This is a genomic window from Amycolatopsis sp. CA-161197, assembly GCF_050942255.1.
Taxonomy (GTDB): Bacteria; Actinomycetota; Actinomycetes; order Mycobacteriales; family Pseudonocardiaceae; genus Amycolatopsis.
Genome location: NZ_CP192059.1, coordinates 3,490,344 through 3,506,633, shown reverse-complemented (window position 1 = coordinate 3,506,633; position 16,290 = coordinate 3,490,344). Strand labels below are relative to the sequence as shown.

The 16,290-nt window shown below is 70.7% G+C and carries 14 protein-coding genes; 6 read left to right on the top strand and 8 right to left on the bottom strand.

Features of this window, described 5'->3' with window-relative positions:
- Positions 1–374: 374 nt before the first annotated feature.
- Complete coding sequence (locus ACQPXB_RS16730; protein WP_366587869.1) at positions 375–575, top strand: hypothetical protein; 201 nt, start codon at positions 375–377, stop codon at positions 573–575.
- Between the two features lie 68 nt (positions 576–643).
- On the opposite strand, the gene ACQPXB_RS16725 is transcribed toward ACQPXB_RS16730, so the two are convergent.
- From ACQPXB_RS16725 to ACQPXB_RS16710, 4 genes are read right to left on the bottom strand one after another with little or no spacing between them, the layout of a single operon-like run.
- Positions 644–2,476, bottom strand: coding sequence for an ABC transporter substrate-binding protein (locus ACQPXB_RS16725; protein WP_432853010.1), 1,833 nt, complete (start codon positions 2,474–2,476; stop codon positions 644–646).
- A complete protein-coding gene (locus ACQPXB_RS16720) occupies positions 2,473–4,536 on the bottom strand; it encodes an ABC transporter ATP-binding protein (RefSeq protein WP_432853007.1) in 2,064 nt (687 codons plus the stop codon). The genes ACQPXB_RS16725 and ACQPXB_RS16720 overlap by 4 nt, the downstream gene beginning before the upstream one ends.
- 5 nt (positions 4,537–4,541) lie before the next feature.
- On the bottom strand, positions 4,542–5,423 hold the full coding sequence (locus tag ACQPXB_RS16715) for an ABC transporter permease (RefSeq protein WP_432853004.1): 882 nt from the start codon (positions 5,421–5,423) through the stop codon (positions 4,542–4,544).
- Complete coding sequence (locus tag ACQPXB_RS16710) at positions 5,423–6,367, bottom strand: ABC transporter permease (RefSeq protein ID WP_366587859.1); 945 nt, start codon at positions 6,365–6,367, stop codon at positions 5,423–5,425. The genes ACQPXB_RS16715 and ACQPXB_RS16710 overlap by 1 nt, the downstream gene beginning before the upstream one ends.
- A gap of 286 nt (positions 6,368–6,653) precedes the next feature.
- Here ACQPXB_RS16710 and ACQPXB_RS16705 point away from each other — a divergent pair, with 286 nt between their 5' ends.
- Both ACQPXB_RS16705 and ACQPXB_RS16700 read left to right on the top strand, forming a co-directional pair.
- The gene (locus ACQPXB_RS16705; protein ID WP_386952139.1) at positions 6,654–7,904 is read left to right on the top strand and encodes a hypothetical protein; all 1,251 of its coding nucleotides are present in this window, start codon (positions 6,654–6,656) and stop codon (positions 7,902–7,904) included.
- 149 nt (positions 7,905–8,053) lie between these two features.
- Positions 8,054–8,860 carry a S1 family peptidase gene (locus tag ACQPXB_RS16700; RefSeq protein ID WP_366587854.1) on the top strand — a complete coding sequence of 269 codons (807 nt, stop codon included), beginning with the start codon at positions 8,054–8,056 and terminating at the stop codon, positions 8,858–8,860.
- A 15-nt stretch (positions 8,861–8,875) separates the two neighbouring features.
- Here ACQPXB_RS16700 and ACQPXB_RS16695 read toward each other — a convergent pair whose 3' ends face one another.
- From ACQPXB_RS16695 to ACQPXB_RS16680, 4 genes are all read right to left on the bottom strand, one after another.
- Complete coding sequence (locus tag ACQPXB_RS16695; RefSeq protein WP_432852999.1) at positions 8,876–9,775, bottom strand: LysR family transcriptional regulator; 900 nt, start codon at positions 9,773–9,775, stop codon at positions 8,876–8,878.
- Positions 9,776–9,781: 6 nt separating this feature from the next.
- A complete protein-coding gene (locus tag ACQPXB_RS16690) occupies positions 9,782–10,360 on the bottom strand; it encodes a PadR family transcriptional regulator (RefSeq protein ID WP_366587850.1) in 579 nt (192 codons plus the stop codon).
- Between the two features lie 93 nt (positions 10,361–10,453).
- Entirely contained in the window at positions 10,454–11,731 is a 1,278-nt protein-coding gene (gene eno, locus ACQPXB_RS16685) for a phosphopyruvate hydratase (protein ID WP_366587847.1), read from the bottom strand.
- A 170-nt stretch (positions 11,732–11,901) separates the two neighbouring features.
- Positions 11,902–12,660, bottom strand: coding sequence for a maleylpyruvate isomerase family mycothiol-dependent enzyme (locus tag ACQPXB_RS16680; protein WP_432852994.1), 759 nt, complete (start codon positions 12,658–12,660; stop codon positions 11,902–11,904).
- 234 nt (positions 12,661–12,894) lie between these two features.
- Here ACQPXB_RS16680 and ACQPXB_RS16675 point away from each other — a divergent pair, with 234 nt between their 5' ends.
- Genes ACQPXB_RS16675 through phnE form a run of 3 tightly spaced genes read left to right on the top strand, consistent with a single transcriptional unit; the run spans position 12,895 to position 16,282 of the window.
- Complete coding sequence (locus ACQPXB_RS16675) at positions 12,895–13,854, top strand: phosphate/phosphite/phosphonate ABC transporter substrate-binding protein (protein ID WP_432852991.1); 960 nt, start codon at positions 12,895–12,897, stop codon at positions 13,852–13,854.
- A complete protein-coding gene (gene phnC, locus ACQPXB_RS16670; RefSeq protein WP_432852988.1) occupies positions 13,851–14,639 on the top strand; it encodes a phosphonate ABC transporter ATP-binding protein in 789 nt (262 codons plus the stop codon). Before ACQPXB_RS16675 ends, phnC begins: the two co-directional genes overlap by 4 nt.
- Positions 14,636–16,282: a phosphonate ABC transporter, permease protein PhnE gene (phnE, locus tag ACQPXB_RS16665; protein ID WP_432852985.1), complete on the top strand. Its 1,647-nt coding sequence runs from the start codon at positions 14,636–14,638 to the stop codon at positions 16,280–16,282. The genes phnC and phnE overlap by 4 nt, the downstream gene beginning before the upstream one ends.
- The last annotated feature ends 8 nt before the right edge of the window (positions 16,283–16,290 follow it).

The window sequence follows — 16,290 nt, the reverse complement described above, 5'->3', positions numbered from 1 at the left end:
GTCTGGCCTCGGCTACCGGGAAATACGGCAGCTACTGGAGAACACGGCCGCTAGGGAACACAAACTCCGCAACGCCACCGCTCGACCGGTGGCGCCACTCTGTTCGCCTCGGGACTGCTCATGGCGCGCACGGTAGCAGCGTCGGGGGGTGGCGCCGAACGGTTTTCGGCCGGGGCTTCCCGACGGCGTTCCAGGATCCCCGCATTACCCGCCGCAGCCCCGAAAGATCGCCTGCCAAGAGGACAAAGGCCACCCTCGGTGGTAGTTCCGGGCAGCGGTCACGAAGGGTAGCGCTCGAACGGAGCAGCGAGGCAAGATCGTGTCCTTCGTTCGGCGGCGTCGCTCTACCCTGAGTCTCAGTAATCTTCTCCGCCATGAACGACCGAAGGACCGGGATTCGCACGGTCCAGATGGCGGGCCTGGGCATCGTCGCCGGGCTGGGGTTCCTGGTGGCGAGCCTGTGGTGGTCGGCGGCCACGTGGTGGAGCTGGCTGGGCGGGAGCGTGCTGGTGGGGATACTGACGTGGATCTTCGTGTTCGAGCTGCTGCGGCTCGGGCGAAGGGGCGACGACTGATCCGCCTCGGGCAACAGCACAAAAAAGAGGGGCCGCCCTCGGAAAAGGGCGGCCCCTCGAAGAAAAACCTACTTCGTGAAGTACCAGTCCTCAGGGCTGCGCGCCGTCTGGACCGCGGGGAACGAGACGCCGCCGAGGTCCTTCGCGACGACCTCCATCGGGCCGCGCAGGGGCATGTTGATCTGGCCCGGCAGGGTCTTCGTGGCGTAGTCCTCGTAGGCGGCGAAGGCGTTCTTGTCGTCGCTGTGCAGAGTGGCCTCGATGAGCTTGTCCAGCTGCGGGTCGTCGTAGTTGCCGATGTTGCCGGTGGAGCCGGGGAGCAGCAGCTGGTCACCGGTGGGCACGGCGTTGTACTGCTGGTATCCGAAGTAGCCCATCTGCCAGTCGCAGGCGGGGCCGGAGCCGTGGCAGTCGCTGACGTCGCCCAGCAGCGCGTTGAACTCCTGGCCCTTCAGGTCGAACACGATGCCCGCCTCGGCGGCGTCCGACTTCCACTGCTGCATGATCCGCCCGTACGCGGGGTTGCCGGTCGAGTACTGCAGGTTGAACTCCAGCCGCGTGCCCGCCGCGACGCCGGCGCCGCACTGGTTCGGGGCGGTGCCGGGTGCGGTGCAGGTCATGGCGCCGTTCTGCAGGGTCCAGCCGTGTGACGTCAGCAGGGCCTTCGCGTTCGCCTTGTCGAACGGGTACGGGCCCGCGCCGCGCTCGGCGTCGGTCACGTAGGAGTTGTCCGGGTTGGTCGGCACCGGGCCGGTCGTCACGGTGGCGTAGCCGCGGTAGGCGACGTTCACGTCCGTCACCTGGTCCAGGGTCTGCTGGAACGCCTGCCGGACGTAGAGCTGCTTGAACACCGCCCCGAACTTCGGGTTGTCCATGTTCAGGATCGTCGAGCTCCAGCCCCACGCCGCGGCGGGCACGAGGTTGTAGTTGGCCTGCAACGGGTTCGTCGCCGGCACCTTCTCGCTCGCCTTCTTCTGCGGCAGGTCCGCACCCTGCACGCCGCCGACGGAGATGGTCCGGCCGCTGCGCAGCGTGTTGAATTCCGCGCTGGTGCTCGTGAATGGCTGCATCTTGTAGTGCGCCAGGTGCGGCTTGTCCGGCCCGCTGTACTTCGGGTTCGGGTCGTAGCTGATGTTGCCCTCGGCGTCGAACGACGTCAGGTGCCACGGCCCGTCCACGACCTGCCACAACGGATCCGTCGCGTAGGTCGAGAGGTCCTTGCTCTTGGTGAACAGGTACTTGTACACCGCGTCGCACTTCGCGCGGTCGTCCGCGCAGCCGCCGCTGCCTGCCGCCGCGGAGTCCGAGATCTTGTCCCACGCCATCGGCAGCGGTGCGATCTGCGCGAGCTCCTGGCCGGTGAACCACGTCGGCGAGTACGAGTCGGTGAGCTGCAGCGTCACCTGCTGCGGCCCGGTCGCCGTCGCGGACTTCACGTTGTCCGGGAACTGGCCCGGCACGTAGCCGTACCAGTTGGCCTTCTCCGCGAACATCATGTTCATCCAGAACACCACGTCCTTGGCGTTCACCGTCTCGCCGTTGGACCACTTGTACGGCTTGACGTTGATCACCACCTTGGTGTTGTTGTCGCTGAACACCGGCGGGTCGGCGAGGCTCTTGGTGGTGTTGACGCCGGTGCCGCCGTTCGCGTCGCCGAACCAGTACAGCTCGCGGTACATGAGCTGCTGCAGGTCGCCGGTCGCGTAACCGCTGTTGTGCGCCGAGTCCACGAACGGGAAGATCCAGTTCGGCTGGGTGCCCGGCGATTCGGCGAACACGGCCGTGCCGCCTTCGGTCGGGGTGCCCCCGCCCGAGCTCGAGCTCCCGCCGCTGCACGCGGTGGCGAGCGCGGCCGCGGCCAGCACCACCACCGGCGCCACGAGTGCCTTGCGCAGTCTCATCCGTTCTCTCCTTGGTAGACTTTCGTCGCGTCGTGCTCACGAGCGGCGTCGAGCGGGAAGTGGCAGGCCGCCTCGTGCCCGGCGCCGAACGGCCGCAGCACGGGCTCCTCTTCGGCGCAGATCTCCTGCGCGAACGGGCAGCGCGTGCGGAAGCGGCAGCCCGACGGCGGCGAGATCGCGGACGGCAGCTCGCCCGAGACGCCGCCGCTCTGGCGGGCCGCCCACGGATCGGCGACCGGGACCGTGTCGATCAGCCCCCGCGTGTACGGGTGCCGCGGACGGCCGTGCACCTCCGCGGCGGGGCCGACCTCCACGAGCTTGCCCAGGTACATCACGCCGATGCGCTGCGCCAGGTACCGCACCACGGACAGGTCGTGGGAGATGAACACGTACGTGAGCCCGTGGCGCTCGCGCAGGTCGTTCATCAGGTTCAGGATCTGCGCCTGCACGGACACGTCCAGCGCCGACACCGGCTCGTCGGCCACGATCAGCTTCGGCTCCAGCGCCAGGGCCCGCGCGAGCCCGACGCGCTGGCGCTGCCCGCCGGAGAACTCGTGCGGGTACCGCTGCGCCGCGTCGGCGGGCAGCCCCACCTCGCCCAGCAGCTCGCGGACCCGCGCGCTGCGCTGCGCCCGGGTGCCGGCGCCGTGGATCTCCAGCGGCTCGGCCAGGATCGCGCCGACGCGCATGCGCGGGTCGAGCGAGGCGTACGGGTCCTGGAACACCAGGTGCGTGTCGCGGTGGCGCTGCCGCAGCTCGGCGCCACGCAAGGAAGTCAGCTCCGTGCCGCCGATCCGGATGTGGCCCGACGTCGGTTCGTCGAGCCCGACCACGGCCCGGCCCACGGTCGTCTTGCCGCAGCCCGACTCCCCGACGAGCCCGAACGTCTCCCCCTCCGCCACGGAGAAACTCACCCCGGCGACGGCGGACACCGTGCCTGTGCGGCGCCGCAGCACCGCGCCCTTGGTGACGGGGAAGTCCTTCACCAGGTTCTCGACTTCCAGCAGCGGCGCGCCCGCCGTCGGCTCCGAAGCCGGCGCGCCCGCCCGCTCGTGCACGCGGACCACGGCCGACGGTTCCTCGACCGCCGCCGAACCGACCGGGTGGAAACACGCGTACTCGTGCCCGGCCACGTCGGCGCGCAGCTCCGGGTCCTTCTCGACGCACTCCTCGGTCGCGTAGCGGCAACGCGGCGCGAAGCGGCAGCCGGCCGGCGGTTCGCGCAGGTCGGGCGGCAGGCCGGGGATGCTGTAGAGCTTCTCCCCCGACTCGGCCGAGTTCTCCGGCAGCGCCTCGAACAACGCCTCGGTGTACGGGTGGCGCGGGTTGCCGAACAGCCGGCGCGTGTCCGTGAGCTCGGCGATCTTCCCGGCGTACATCACGGCGACGCGGTCGGCGCGGCCCGCGACCACGCCGAGGTCGTGCGTCACGAGGATCACGGCCATGCCCAGGCGGCGGCGCAGGTCGTCGATCAGCTCCAGGATCTGGTGCTGCACGGTCACGTCGAGCGCGGTGGTCGGCTCGTCGGCGATGAGCAGCTCCGGCTCGCACACCAGCGCGCGGGCGATCATCACGCGCTGGCGCATGCCGCCCGAGAGCTGGTGCGGGTAGTCCTCGGCGCGTTTGCGCGCGTCCGGCAGCCGCACCAGATCGAGCATCGCGACGGCGCGCTCGTGCAGCTCGCGCCGGGACAGCGTCGAGTGCAGCTCCAGTGGTTCGCTCACCTGGCGCCCGATGGGCAGCGACGGATTGAGCGAGGTCATCGGGTCCTGGAACACCGTGCCGATGCGCTTGCCGCGGACCTCACGCAGCTCGGCGGGGGTCATGGCCGCGACGTCGTCGTCGCCGAGCAGGATCCGGCCCGACGCGATGCGCCCGCCGGGCGGGAGCAGCCGCAGGATCGACAGGGCCGTCATCGTCTTGCCGCTGCCGGACTCGCCGACGAGCCCGAGCAGCTCGCCGCGGCCGACTTCCAGCGTCACACCGTCGACGGGGCGGACAACGCCGTCGCGGACGTCGATGGTGGTGTGCAGTTCTTCCAGGCGCAGAACGGGTTCCATGGGGTTCAGCGCCTCCGCAGCCGCACTTCGAGCGCGTCGCGCAGGGCGTCGCCGAGCAGGTTGAACGCCACGACCACGAGCATGATCGCGATGCCGGGCGGCAGGATCATCCACCAGTAGCCGTTCTGCACGAACTCGGTGCCGTTGGACAGCATGTTGCCCCAGTCGGCGTGCGGCGGCGCGATGCCGAGGCCGAGGTAGCTCAGCGCGGCCACGAGCAGGATCGCGTCGGCCACCTGGAAGGTTGCGTTGACCACGATGGTGCCGATCGCGTTGGGCATGATGTGGCGCAGCACCACGCGTTTCCCGCCGCCGCCCATCATCCGCACGGCCTGCACGTACTCGCGGGTGCGCAGCGAAAGCGTCTCGCCGCGCACGAGCCGGGCCGGGCTGAGCCACGCGCCGAACGACACCACGACGATCAGCAGCCCCAGCGTCGGCGTGAAGATCGCGGCGAGGATCAGCAGCAGGAACAGCGTGGGGATGGCCAGCAGCGTGTCGACGATCCGCATCATCACCGCGTCGACGAACCCGCCGACGTGACCCGCGATGGCACCCCAGAACGTGCCGAACACGGTCGCGAGCACCGCCGCCGCGACGCCGATTTCGAGCGACGACCGGCCGCCGACCATGAGCCGGCCGAGCTCGTCGTAGCCCACGTCGTCGGTGCCCAGCGGGTGGCCCGCGCCCGGTGGCTGGTTGGCGCCCGAGAGGTTCGTCGCGATCTGCTCGGTGTGGTAGACCAGCGGGCCGAAGAAGCAGAACAGCACGAACAAGACGATCAACACGAGTCCCGCGACCGCCAGGCGGTTCTCGAGGAAGGCCCGCAGGGTCGCCCGCGCCGTGGAGCGCGGGGGTGCCACCGGAGCCGCGGCTTGGTCGGTCATCAGTACTTCACCCTCGGGTCGAGCACGGCGTAGCCGATGTCGGCGAGCAGGGAGCCGGCCACCGTCGCGAGCGCGACGACGAGCCCGATCCCCAGCAGCACCGGGTAGTCGTGCACCTGGGCACCCTGGATGAACGTGAAGCCCATGCCCGGGTAGTTGAACACCTGCTCGGTGATGAGCGCGCCCGCGAACAGCTGCGGCAGCGAAAGCCCCAGCAGCGTGACGATCGGGATCAGCGAGTTGCGCAGCACGTGGCGCGTGAGCACCTTGCCCTCGCTCGCCCCGCCCGCCAGCGCGGTGCGCACGTAGTCCTGGCTGAGGTTCTCCATCACCGACGAGCGCGCGTAACGGCTGAACGACGCGATGGTGATCAGCGCCAGCGTGAGCACGGGCAGCACGAGCGCCGGTGCCTGCGACAGGATCTCGCCCAGCGAGTCGCCGCTCGGTCCGAGTGGGGAGAACCACTGCAGCTGCACCGCGAACAGCAGCACGAGGATCTCGCCGAGGAAGAAGCTCGGCATCGAGTAGAACGCGAACGACAGGCCGGTCGCCACGTAGTCGCCCAGGGTGTTGCGCTTGCGCGCCTGGTACACGCCCAGCGGCACCGCCACCACGAGAGCGACCAAAGTGGACAGTGTCATGAGCAGGATCGTCTTGGGCAGGTGATCGGCGATCACGTCGGTCACCGGCTGGTTGAGCTTGTACGAGTAACCGAGATCACCGTGCAGCACGCGCCCGGCCCACGTGAGGAACTGCGTGACCAGCGGACGGTCGTAGCCGTTGTCGTGGAGGAACGTCCGGATCTGCAGCTGCGTGGCCTTCGGCCCGAGGATCGCGCGGGCCGGCCCGCCCGGCAGCAGCTGGAGCAGCACGAACGTGAGCACCGCGACCAGCACCACCACCACGACCGACTGCAGGACGCGGCGCGCCAGGTACCCCGCCATCAACCGTCCCCAGGATCGTTCCAGTACTTGCCCGATGCATAGACCTACACGGCGGAAGCTCACGTGTCCACGGCGCCCACGGAAACTGACGTGCCGTTGTCCCACCTGGTGATCTTCCTACTTTCGGCGCTACCGCCGCCGCATTGTCCGATGTAGATGATCGGCAAACCGGACAATCCGGGGCACACCGTGATACACGGCCCGGCGTCCGCGTTGTACGGATCGTGTACGGATCGCGCACAGACTCCTCACCGTTCGCGACGGACGAGTGAAGGAGTTGGGTGTCGTGCTGGGGAAGACAGTCGGGAAGACAACGGCCCGCCGCGTGGTCGCGGCGGTCCTGGCCGCAGGCGCGGTCACCACGGGCGGGGTGGCGCTGGCGGCGCCCGCGAGCGCCGCGCCGGCCGGGTCCTGGCGCGCCGACCTGTCCCACGTCGACGGCGACGACGTCAACGTCGAGGCGGCGGGCGGAGCGCTGACGCTGAAGGATTCCGCTTGGCACAGAACGGATCTGCTCACCGCCGGTAGCCAGGGCTACCTGGTCTCCGCCGCGCAGCAGCTCGCCTCGCCGGTGAATCGCGTGACGACGAACGTCGCCGCGGACCTGCCGAAGGGCACCGACGTGCAGATCGACGTGCGCGGCCGCACCGGCGCCGACGACTGGACCGAGTGGACGCCGGCCGGCGCGCAGGCCGCCTCGTTCGGCCGCGCGGTGAGCGTGGTGCAGGCGCGGATCTCCCTGTCCAGCACCACCGACGGCGTGCGCCCGACCGTGCGCGAGGTCGACCTGACCGGCACCCTGGCCCCGCAGGCCAACGCACTCGCCGCGACGACCCCGCTGACCTACACGATCTACGCCACGCGCGAGGGCCTCACCGGCCACACCACCGCCAACGGCCACGTGATCACCGCCAACGACCACTTCGTCGCGCTGCCCTCGGGCAAGGCGACCTCGCCCAAGGGCACCGGGAACTACACGGTGAAGGTGTGCCGCACCGACGGAAGCCGCTGCGAGTACGCGCCGGTGTGGGACGTCGGCCCGTGGAACACCAAGGACGACTACTGGAACCCGGCCTCGGTCCGCTCCGAGTACAAGGACCTGCCGCAGGGCCAGCCGGAGGCGTATGCCGCCTACCACAACCACTACAACGGCGGTAAGGACGACCTCGGCTACACCGTGGGCAACCCGGCCGGCATCGACCTCGCCGACGGCGTGTTCAACTCCGGCCTCGGGCTCGCCGACAACGGCAACGTGAAGGTGACCTACCTGTGGACCGGTTCGGCCGCCGCGACCGGGGTCGTGAGCACCGCCGGCGACCCGATGAACGTGCGGGCGAGCGCGAGCACCACGGCCGCCGTCAAGGGCCTCGCGGCGAACTACGCCAAGGTCAACATCGAGTGCTACGTCAACGGTTCTTCGGTGACCGGAACATTCGGCACCAGCACGATCTGGGACCGCATCGGCCCGGACAACTTCATCTCCGACGCCTACGTGAAGACCGGGTCCGACCTCCCCGTCGCCCCGCTCTGCTCCTGAGCTCGACGGTGAACGGTCCGGCGGGGACACTCCGCCGGACCGTTCACCTTTGCCCGCAACGCTTTTTTCCACCCGGTTCAGCGACATCGGTTTCCCCTCGGCCCGGCTATCGTGTCTGCCATCGTTTTCTTTGCGCCGAGGGGGTTTTCATGCCGAAGACACGACTGCCCGGAAGACGTCCGAACGCGGTGCTCGCCGCGGCGGTGTGGGCCGCGGCGATGGTCGGTGCGGCGGCACTGACCACTGTGGCCACCGGCCCGGAGGCGGCCGCGCAGGGCGCGATCGTCGGCGGGGAAAAGGCCTCACTGGCCGATCACCCGTACGCGGTGTACCTCGTGGACGACGCCGGCACGCAGTTCTGCGGCGGCGTGATCGTGGGCAGCTCGGCGGTCGCGACCGCGGCCCACTGCGCGGAAGCGGTGTCCACGAAGGACATCCGCGTCGTCGTCGGCCGCGAGGACAAGCGCACGGACGAGGGCAGCACGCTCTCCGTCACGAAAGCCTGGGTGCACCCGGACTTCGAGAAGGCCGAAGAGGGCGACGACATCGCGGTGCTGACCGTGCGCGGCCGCCTGCCGGGCCGCGCGGCGTCGATCGCCCGCGACACCGACGTGTACGCCGCCGGAACGAAGGCCACCGTGCTCGGCTGGGGCCGCGTCGCCGACGGCGGCGACCGCTCCGACTACCTGCGCAGCGCCGTGGTGCCGATGGTGAGCGACTCGACGTGCAAGCAGGCCTACGACTCCTACGACCCGGCGAGCATGGTGTGCGCGGGGTACCAGCAGGGCGGCATCGACGCCTGCAAGGGCGACTCCGGCGGCCCGCTCGTCATCGGGGACACGCTCGTCGGGATCGTGTCCTTCGGCGACGGCTGCGCGAAACCCGGCAAGCCCGGCGTCTACACGCGGGTGACCACGTTCGCCGGCGCGATCGCGCAGCAGACCCGCGGCCGCTGACCGTCCACAGCGGACTTACCCGGCGCCGGCCGACGAGCGCAGTACCTCCAGGAAATCCGCCACCGGCTTCGACCGCTGCGCCTCGGGCAGCGTGACCGCAGTGACGCGCCGGGCGAAGCCGCGGCCGGCCAGCGGACGGTCGGCGAGGTCCTTGCGGTGCGCGGCCAGCGACAGCCGCGGCACGAGGCTCACACCCATGCCCGCGGCCACGAGTCCCTGCAGCGACTGGTAATCCGCCGCGCGGAAGGTGATCTGCGGTTCGAACCCGGCGATGCGGCACATCGTCTCGTACGCCTGCTCGTACGGCGCGCGGTGCGTGCGCGTCACCCACTGCTCGCCGGACAGGTCGGCCAGCGCCACCTCTTCGGCGTCGACGAGCGGGTGGTCCAGCGGCAGCACGACGTGCAGCGGGTCGTCCGGCAGCGCCACGTGGTGCAGCCCGCGGTCCACCGGCTGCGGCGCGAAGTCGTAGCCCCACACCAGGACCACGTGCGCGGCGCCCTCGCGCAGCCGGCTGAACGCGTCGTCGCCGTGGGTGGCCGACAGGCGCAGGCGCACGCCGGGGTGCTGTTCGCGGAACGCCTTCACCACCGGCGGCAGCAGCTCGACCCCGGCGGTCGCGAACGCCTCGATCCGCAGCTCCGCCGGCTCGGTGCCGGACGAGCGCACCTCGTGCTCGATCGCCGAGAGCTCGCCGAACAGGCTCTTCGCGTGCGCGGCCAGCACCTCACCCGCCGGGGTCAGCTCGACCCCGCGCGGCAGCCGTTTGAGCAGCGACATGCCGACCTCGCGCTCGATCACCGACATCTGCTGCGAGACCGCCGACTGCGTGAGCTGCAGCCGGTGCGCGGCCGCGGTGAACGAACCCCCTTCGACCACCGCGACGAGGATCCGCAGGCGCCTGACGTCCAGCACCGGCGCCTACTCGCCCGTGACGGCGTACTGCGGTGCCCGCCCGCCGAGGGTCGCGTCCACGAACGCGACGGCCGCCCGCGCGTTCTCGATCCGGAAGGTGAGCAGCACGGTGTCGAACCCGTCGGAGGAGCGCTGCTGCTTCTCGAGCCCGTCGACGATCCGGTCCAGCACCCGCCGCTGCTCGCCGAGCAACGGCGCCGGGTCGGCGCCGCGCCGCTCCAGCAGCGCGAGCTTGACCAGCAGCTCCGAACGCACGTCACGCACGTGCCGGGCCGGGCGGGCGAGCCACTCGCCGACGGCGGCGTGGCCTTCGGGCGTGGCCTGCACGAGCGCGCGCGGCGGGCCGGAGTCGCCGGGCTCGGTGCCCGCGCCGACGACGAACCCGCGGGCCAGCAGCCGATCGACAGCCCGGTAGACGACGGGCTTCGGCAGCCGCCAGACCCGGCCGACCTCACCGGCCTCCGACGTGAGCCGCACGAGGGCGAAACCGTGCGTCGGGGACTCCGCCACCAGGCAGAGCACGATCCACTCGCTCAGTGACAACCCAGCCGACAACCCGGCCGACAACCCGGCTCCGTCTTCCACGTCCGACACTGTAGCTCGTGAGTAGTCTCGGTGATACTAGTCGCGGAAGATCGGGCCGGGCCGCCCGTCGCCATCGGGTCCTGCCAGGCCTTTTCAGCCCCGCAGCGTGGCGCGGCCCGCGTACCGGGCCTCGGTGCCGAGCTCCTCCTCGATGCGCAGGAGCTGGTTGTACTTCGCCGTGCGGTCCGAGCGCGACAGCGAACCGGTCTTGATCTGGCCGCAGTTGGTGGCCACGGCGAGGTCGGCGATCGTGGTGTCCTCGGTCTCGCCCGAGCGGTGCGACATGACGGCGGAGTAGCCGGCCTTGTGCGCGGTCTCGACGGCGGCGAGCGTCTCGGTGAGCGTGCCGATCTGGTTGACCTTGATGAGGATCGAGTTCGCGATGCCGCGCTCGATGCCGTCCTTCAGAATCTCGACGTTGGTGCAGAACAGGTCGTCGCCCACGAGCTGCACGCGGTCGCCGATGGTGTCGGTGAGCTGCTTCCAGCCGGTGTAGTCGTCCTGGGCCAGACCGTCCTCGATGGACACGATGGGGAAGCGCCGCGTGAGGTCTTCGAGGTAGGCCACGTGCTCTTCGATGCTGCGCTTGCGGCCTTCGCCGGCGTAGTCGTAGACCTCGCCGGTGTAGAACTCCGACGCGGCCGGGTCGAGCAGCAGCGCGATGTCCTCGCCCGGCGTGTAGCCGGTCTGCTCGATCGCGCGCACCACGAACTCGAGCGCCTCGTCGGCCGAGCCGAGCTGCGGCGCGAAGCCGCCTTCGTCGCCGACGTTGGTGTTGTGCCCGGCCTCGTGCAGCGACTTGCGCAGCGTGTGGAAGACCTCGGAGCCCATGCGCACGGCGTCGGCGAACGTCTCGGCGCCGACCGGGCCGATCATGAACTCCTGGAAGTCGATCGGGTTGTCGGCGTGGGCGCCGCCGTTGATGATGTTCATCATCGGCATCGGCAGCAGGTGCGCGTAGACCCCGCCGACATAGCGGTAGAGCGGCAGGTGGTTGGCGGCCGCGGCGGCCTTCACCACGGCCAGCGACACGCCGAGCGTCGCGTTGGCGCCGAGACGGGCCTTGTTCGCGGTGCCGTCGAGCGCGATCAGCGCGCGGTCGACGTCGGCCTGCGCCTCGGCCGCCAGGCCGGTCACGGCTTCGGCGATCTCGCCGTTCACCGCGTCGACGGCCTTGCGCACGCCCTTGCCGTGGTAGCGGGACTTGTCGCCGTCACGCAGCTCCACGGCTTCGCGCGTACCCGTGGACGCCCCCGACGGCACGGCCGCGCGCCCGCGCGACCCGTCGGCCAGCTCCACGTCGACCTCGACCGTCGGGTTCCCGCGGCTGTCCAGCACCTCGCGGCCCTTGACCCGGACGATGCGTGTCATGTCACTCCTTGCGAAGGTCTGGCCGGAGCGCGTTCGACGAGAACCGTGGGCACTGCGGCGGCAGCGGCACCACGGTGAGCCGCGAATCACGGGGAGGCTAGCAGAAAGCACTGAATCGATCCTGAACTCCGGGCGACGACTCGAGCGGCGTACCGCTGAGCGGCACAGGATCAGAATTTGGTGGTCTCGCGGACGAACTCGAACAGCTCCGCGTCCCCCGTCACGGTCAGCCCCGCTTCGGCCGCGGATCGCCGGCCGTAGAGCACGAGCGCGAGGTCGGCGGCCGGGCCGTGCACCGTCACCGCGGGCGGCTCGGCCGGCTGCTCGTGCGTCATGGTGAGGCCCTCGGGCGTGCGCGTGAGCAGCCACTCGCCCGCGCCGTCGGTCGCCGACAGGTGCAGCACTTCCCCCGCGCCGGCCAGCTGCCCCACCGGCGAAGCGGGGTTGTACCGGATGCGGTCGGGCAGCAGCTCGACGAACTCGGTGATCGCGTCGGCGGCGAGGTCGGGCTCGACGGTGAACGGCACGCCGAGCGCGGCGGCCGCGTCGGCGCGGTGCACCACCAGCTCGTGGGTCATGCGGCGCAGCCAGAACCCGGCCCGCGGGTCACTGCTCCACGTCCACGTGTCCCGCTCGGCGCCGATCCCGGCGACGGCCGCGACGAGCGTCTCCCCCGCCGAGCGCACCCACTGCGCCGGCTCGGCGGGCACCGCCGCCTCCGGCACCAGCTGCGGCGGCACGAACTCGCCCTTCGCCGTCACGGCGGCGGCCCAGCGCACCGCTTGCCCGACGTGCCCCACAAGTTCACCGAGTGTCCACTCGTGACAGGTGGGAACCGTTACCGCCGGGTCGGCACCGTCGACGAGTGCCGCGAAAGCGTCGCTCTGCGCGAGAACTTCACGGGCGTAGCGGTCGTTCCCCAGGTTCATGGTCCCGATGCAACCACGAACCGCGGCACGATCACCACGGCTTTTGGCGGAGATCCACACGCGGGGCGAGGTCCCGGTCACCGGTACGGCACTCCTCCGACCGGGTTGAGCCAAGGGACGTGCGGAGTTCTACTCAGCGTAACCGCGGCTTCTCCTCACCTGCATCGACCGGAACGACTCTCAGGGCGTCAACACCATTCCGCCCTACCCGGGCGAAAAAAAGGAGAGTCCCCGATGTCCCGTCTCCCCCGGCGCACGGCCGCGGCCGTCCTCGGCGTGGCCGCCGCCTTCCTGCTGGCCGCGTGCGGCCAGAGCGCGGCGACGAACACCGGCAACGCAGCCGATGGTGGTGGTCGCAACCCCGACGAACTCACGTTCTCGGCGGTTCCGTCCGAAAACGCGCAGAGCCTCCAGCAGTCCTTCCAGCCGGTGATCAACCTCCTCGAGAAGGAAACCGGCAAGAAGATCAAGTTCCAGCCGGCCACCGACTACGCCGCGGTGATCGAGGCGCAGCGCAGCGGCAAGGTCGACATCGCCAACTACGGCCCGCTCTCCTACGTGCTCGCCAAGAACAGCGGTGTGAAGGCCAGCCCGGTCGCCGCCGGCATCACGACCAAGGGTGAAACGCCCGGATACAAGTCCTACGGCATCACCAAGGCGGGCTCGCCGATCAAGGGCATCGCCGACTTCAAGGGCAAGAAGATCTGCTTCGTCGACCCGGCGTCGACCTCGGGCTACCTGTACCCGAAGGCGGCGCTACTGCAGGCCGGCATCGACCCGGTCAAGGACATCACCCCGGTGATGACCGGTGGTCATGACGCGTCCGTGCTCGCCGTCAACAGCGGCCAGTGCGACGCCGGCTTCGCCGAGGACGTCATGGTCGACAAGATCCTGATCGACAAGGGCCAGCTGAAGCAGGGCGACATCAACACCGTCTGGAAGTCCGACATCATCGCCGGCTCGCCGGTCGCGATCGACGACGACCTCTCCGCCGACCTCAAGGCGAAGATCACCGACGTGTTCCAGAACAAGGCCAACGTCGACTACCTCAACGCCAACGGCTTCTGCTCCACCACCTGCAAGGCGGTCGACGACGCCGGCGACTGGGGCTACGCGAAGGTCGACGACGCGTTCTACGCCGGTGTCCGCACGGTCTGCGCGACCACCAAGGACAAGCAGTGCACCGCGTCGTGACCGACGAACCGGTCATCGTCTTCGACAGCGTCAGCAAGCACTTCGGGCCGGAGGTCCGGGCGCTGGACGAGGTGTCGCTGAAGGTCCACCCCGGTGAGGTCGTGGTGCTGCTCGGGCTTTCGGGCTCGGGCAAGTCCACGCTGCTGCGCCACGTCGACGGGCTGCAGCGGCCCACCGGCGGCTCGGTCACGGTGCTCGGCACCGACGTCGGCCGGGCGCGCGGCGGCGAGCTGCGGCGCCTGCGCCGGCGGATCGGGTTCGTGTTCCAGCAGTTCCACCTCATCGGCAGCCTCACGGTGCTGGAGAACGTGTGCGCGGGTGCCCTCGGGCGCCTGCGCGGCCCCCGGCTGGGCCTGTTCACCTACCCGAAGGCGGTACGGCTCGAAGCACTGGGCCACCTCGAGCGCGTGGGGCTGCTGGACCGCGCGTTCCAGCGGGCCGACACGCTCTCGGGCGGCCAGCAGCAGCGCGTCGCCGTGGCGCGGGCGCTGATGCAGCGCCCGGAGATCCTGCTCGCCGACGAGCCGGTGGCCTCGCTCGACCCCGAGTCGTCGGCTCAGGTCATGGCCCTGATCCGGGAGATCGGGGCCGAGCAGAAGCTCACGGTGCTCTGCAGCCTGCACCAGGTCGACCTGGCGCTGAGCTGGGGCGACCGCGTGGTCGGGCTGCGCGGCGGCCAGGCGGTGCTCGACACCCCGGTCGCCGGCCTGGACCGCGACGCGGCCATGGGCCTGTACGCCAAGGTGGCCGCGGCTCCGCTGCCCGTGCCCGCGGCCGTCGGATGACCGCCGCGCCGCCGCTGTCCACCGCCCGCGTGGCGCAGCGGACCCTGGCCCGGCCGCGCGCCGGTGGCACGGCGGCGTGGCTCGTCCTCGCCGCGATCGTCGCCGTCGGCGTGTGGGCCGTGGCGGACCTGAAGATCAACGTCGCCACGTTCGTCGACAGCGCCGACAACGCCGTCGACTTCGCGGGCCGGATGTTCCCGCTCGACTTCCCGCCCGTGGGCGAGCTGCTGGAGCTGTGCGGGAAAACGCTGGCGATCGTGGTGTCCGCGACGGTGCTGTCGGTGATCATCAGCGTGCCGCTGGCGATCCTCGCGGCGGTGAACACGACGCCGCACCGCGCGGTGCGCGCCGGGGCCCGCACGCTCATCGTGCTGGCCCGGGCGGTGCCCGACGTGGTGCTCGCCATTGTGTTCTTCCGCATCTTCGGCCTCGGCGCCATGACCGGCGTGCTGGCCATGGGCCTGCACTCGGTCGGCATGGTGGGCAAGCTGTACGCCGACGCGGTCGAGCAGATCGACGAAGGCGCCCGTTCCGCCGTGCGGGCGGGCGGCGCCGGGACGTTCCAGGAGCTCGTGACCGGCGTGCTCCCGCAGGTGCTGCCGGCGTTCGTCGCGACCGCGCTGCACCGGCTCGACATCAACCTGCGGGTCTCGGTGGTGCTCGGGTTCGTCGGCGTCGACGGGCTCGGCTACGCGATCGCCACGGCGTTCCAGCAGCTCGACTACCCGCGCGGGATGGCGCTCGCGCTCGTGGTGCTGCTGCTGTGCGTGGCGGTGGAGCTGCTCTCGGGCGCGATCCGCCGCGCGCTGCTGCGCGGGCAGGACACCCGCAAGACCGTGGCGATCCCTGTGCAGCGGGGGAACCAGGTCAGTCCCGGGTGGACGTTCCGCCGGGTCCGCCAGGCCGCCTACGCGCTGGTGACCGTGCTGGCGATCGCGGCGTCCGCGTGGGGTGCCGACCTCGACCCCGCGCAGTTCTTCGGCGCGCTGGGCAACCTCGGGCAGACGGCGGGGTTGTTCTGGCCGCCGGAAACGTCCGGGATCTTCGGGCAGCTGCTCGACGACCTGTGGGTCACCGTGCAGATCGCGCTGGGCGCCACGGTGCTCGGCGCGGTGCTGGCGGTGCCGATCGGGTCGCTGGCCGCGCGCAACGTGGCGCCGGCCGCCTGGGTCGCGCGCACGTTCCGGATGATCCTCGTGCTGATCCGCGGCATCCCGGAGCTGGTGCTGGCGATCGTGTTCGTGGTGATCACCGGCCTCGGCGCGGTGGCAGGCACGCTCGCGCTCGCCGTGGGCGCGATCGGGCTGCTGGGCAAGCTCGTGGCCGACTCGCTGGAGGAGGTCGACCCGGGCGTCGAGCAGGCGGCCCGGGCCACCGGGGCCGGGCGGTGGCAGGTGTTCTTCACCGGCACGCTGCCGCAGGCCGCGCCCGCGTTCGTGGCCCACGTGCTCTACCAGCTCGACACGAACATCCGCTCGGCGACGCTGCTGGGCATCGTCGGGGCGGGCGGGATCGGGTTCGACCTGCTCAGCGCTTCGCGGGTGATCGAGTTCGGCGTGGTCACCACCGTGCTGCTGCTGGTGTTCGCCACGGTGCTGCTCGTGGAACTGCTCTCGGTCTGGCTCCGGCACGTCGTGCGCTGAGCCGCGGG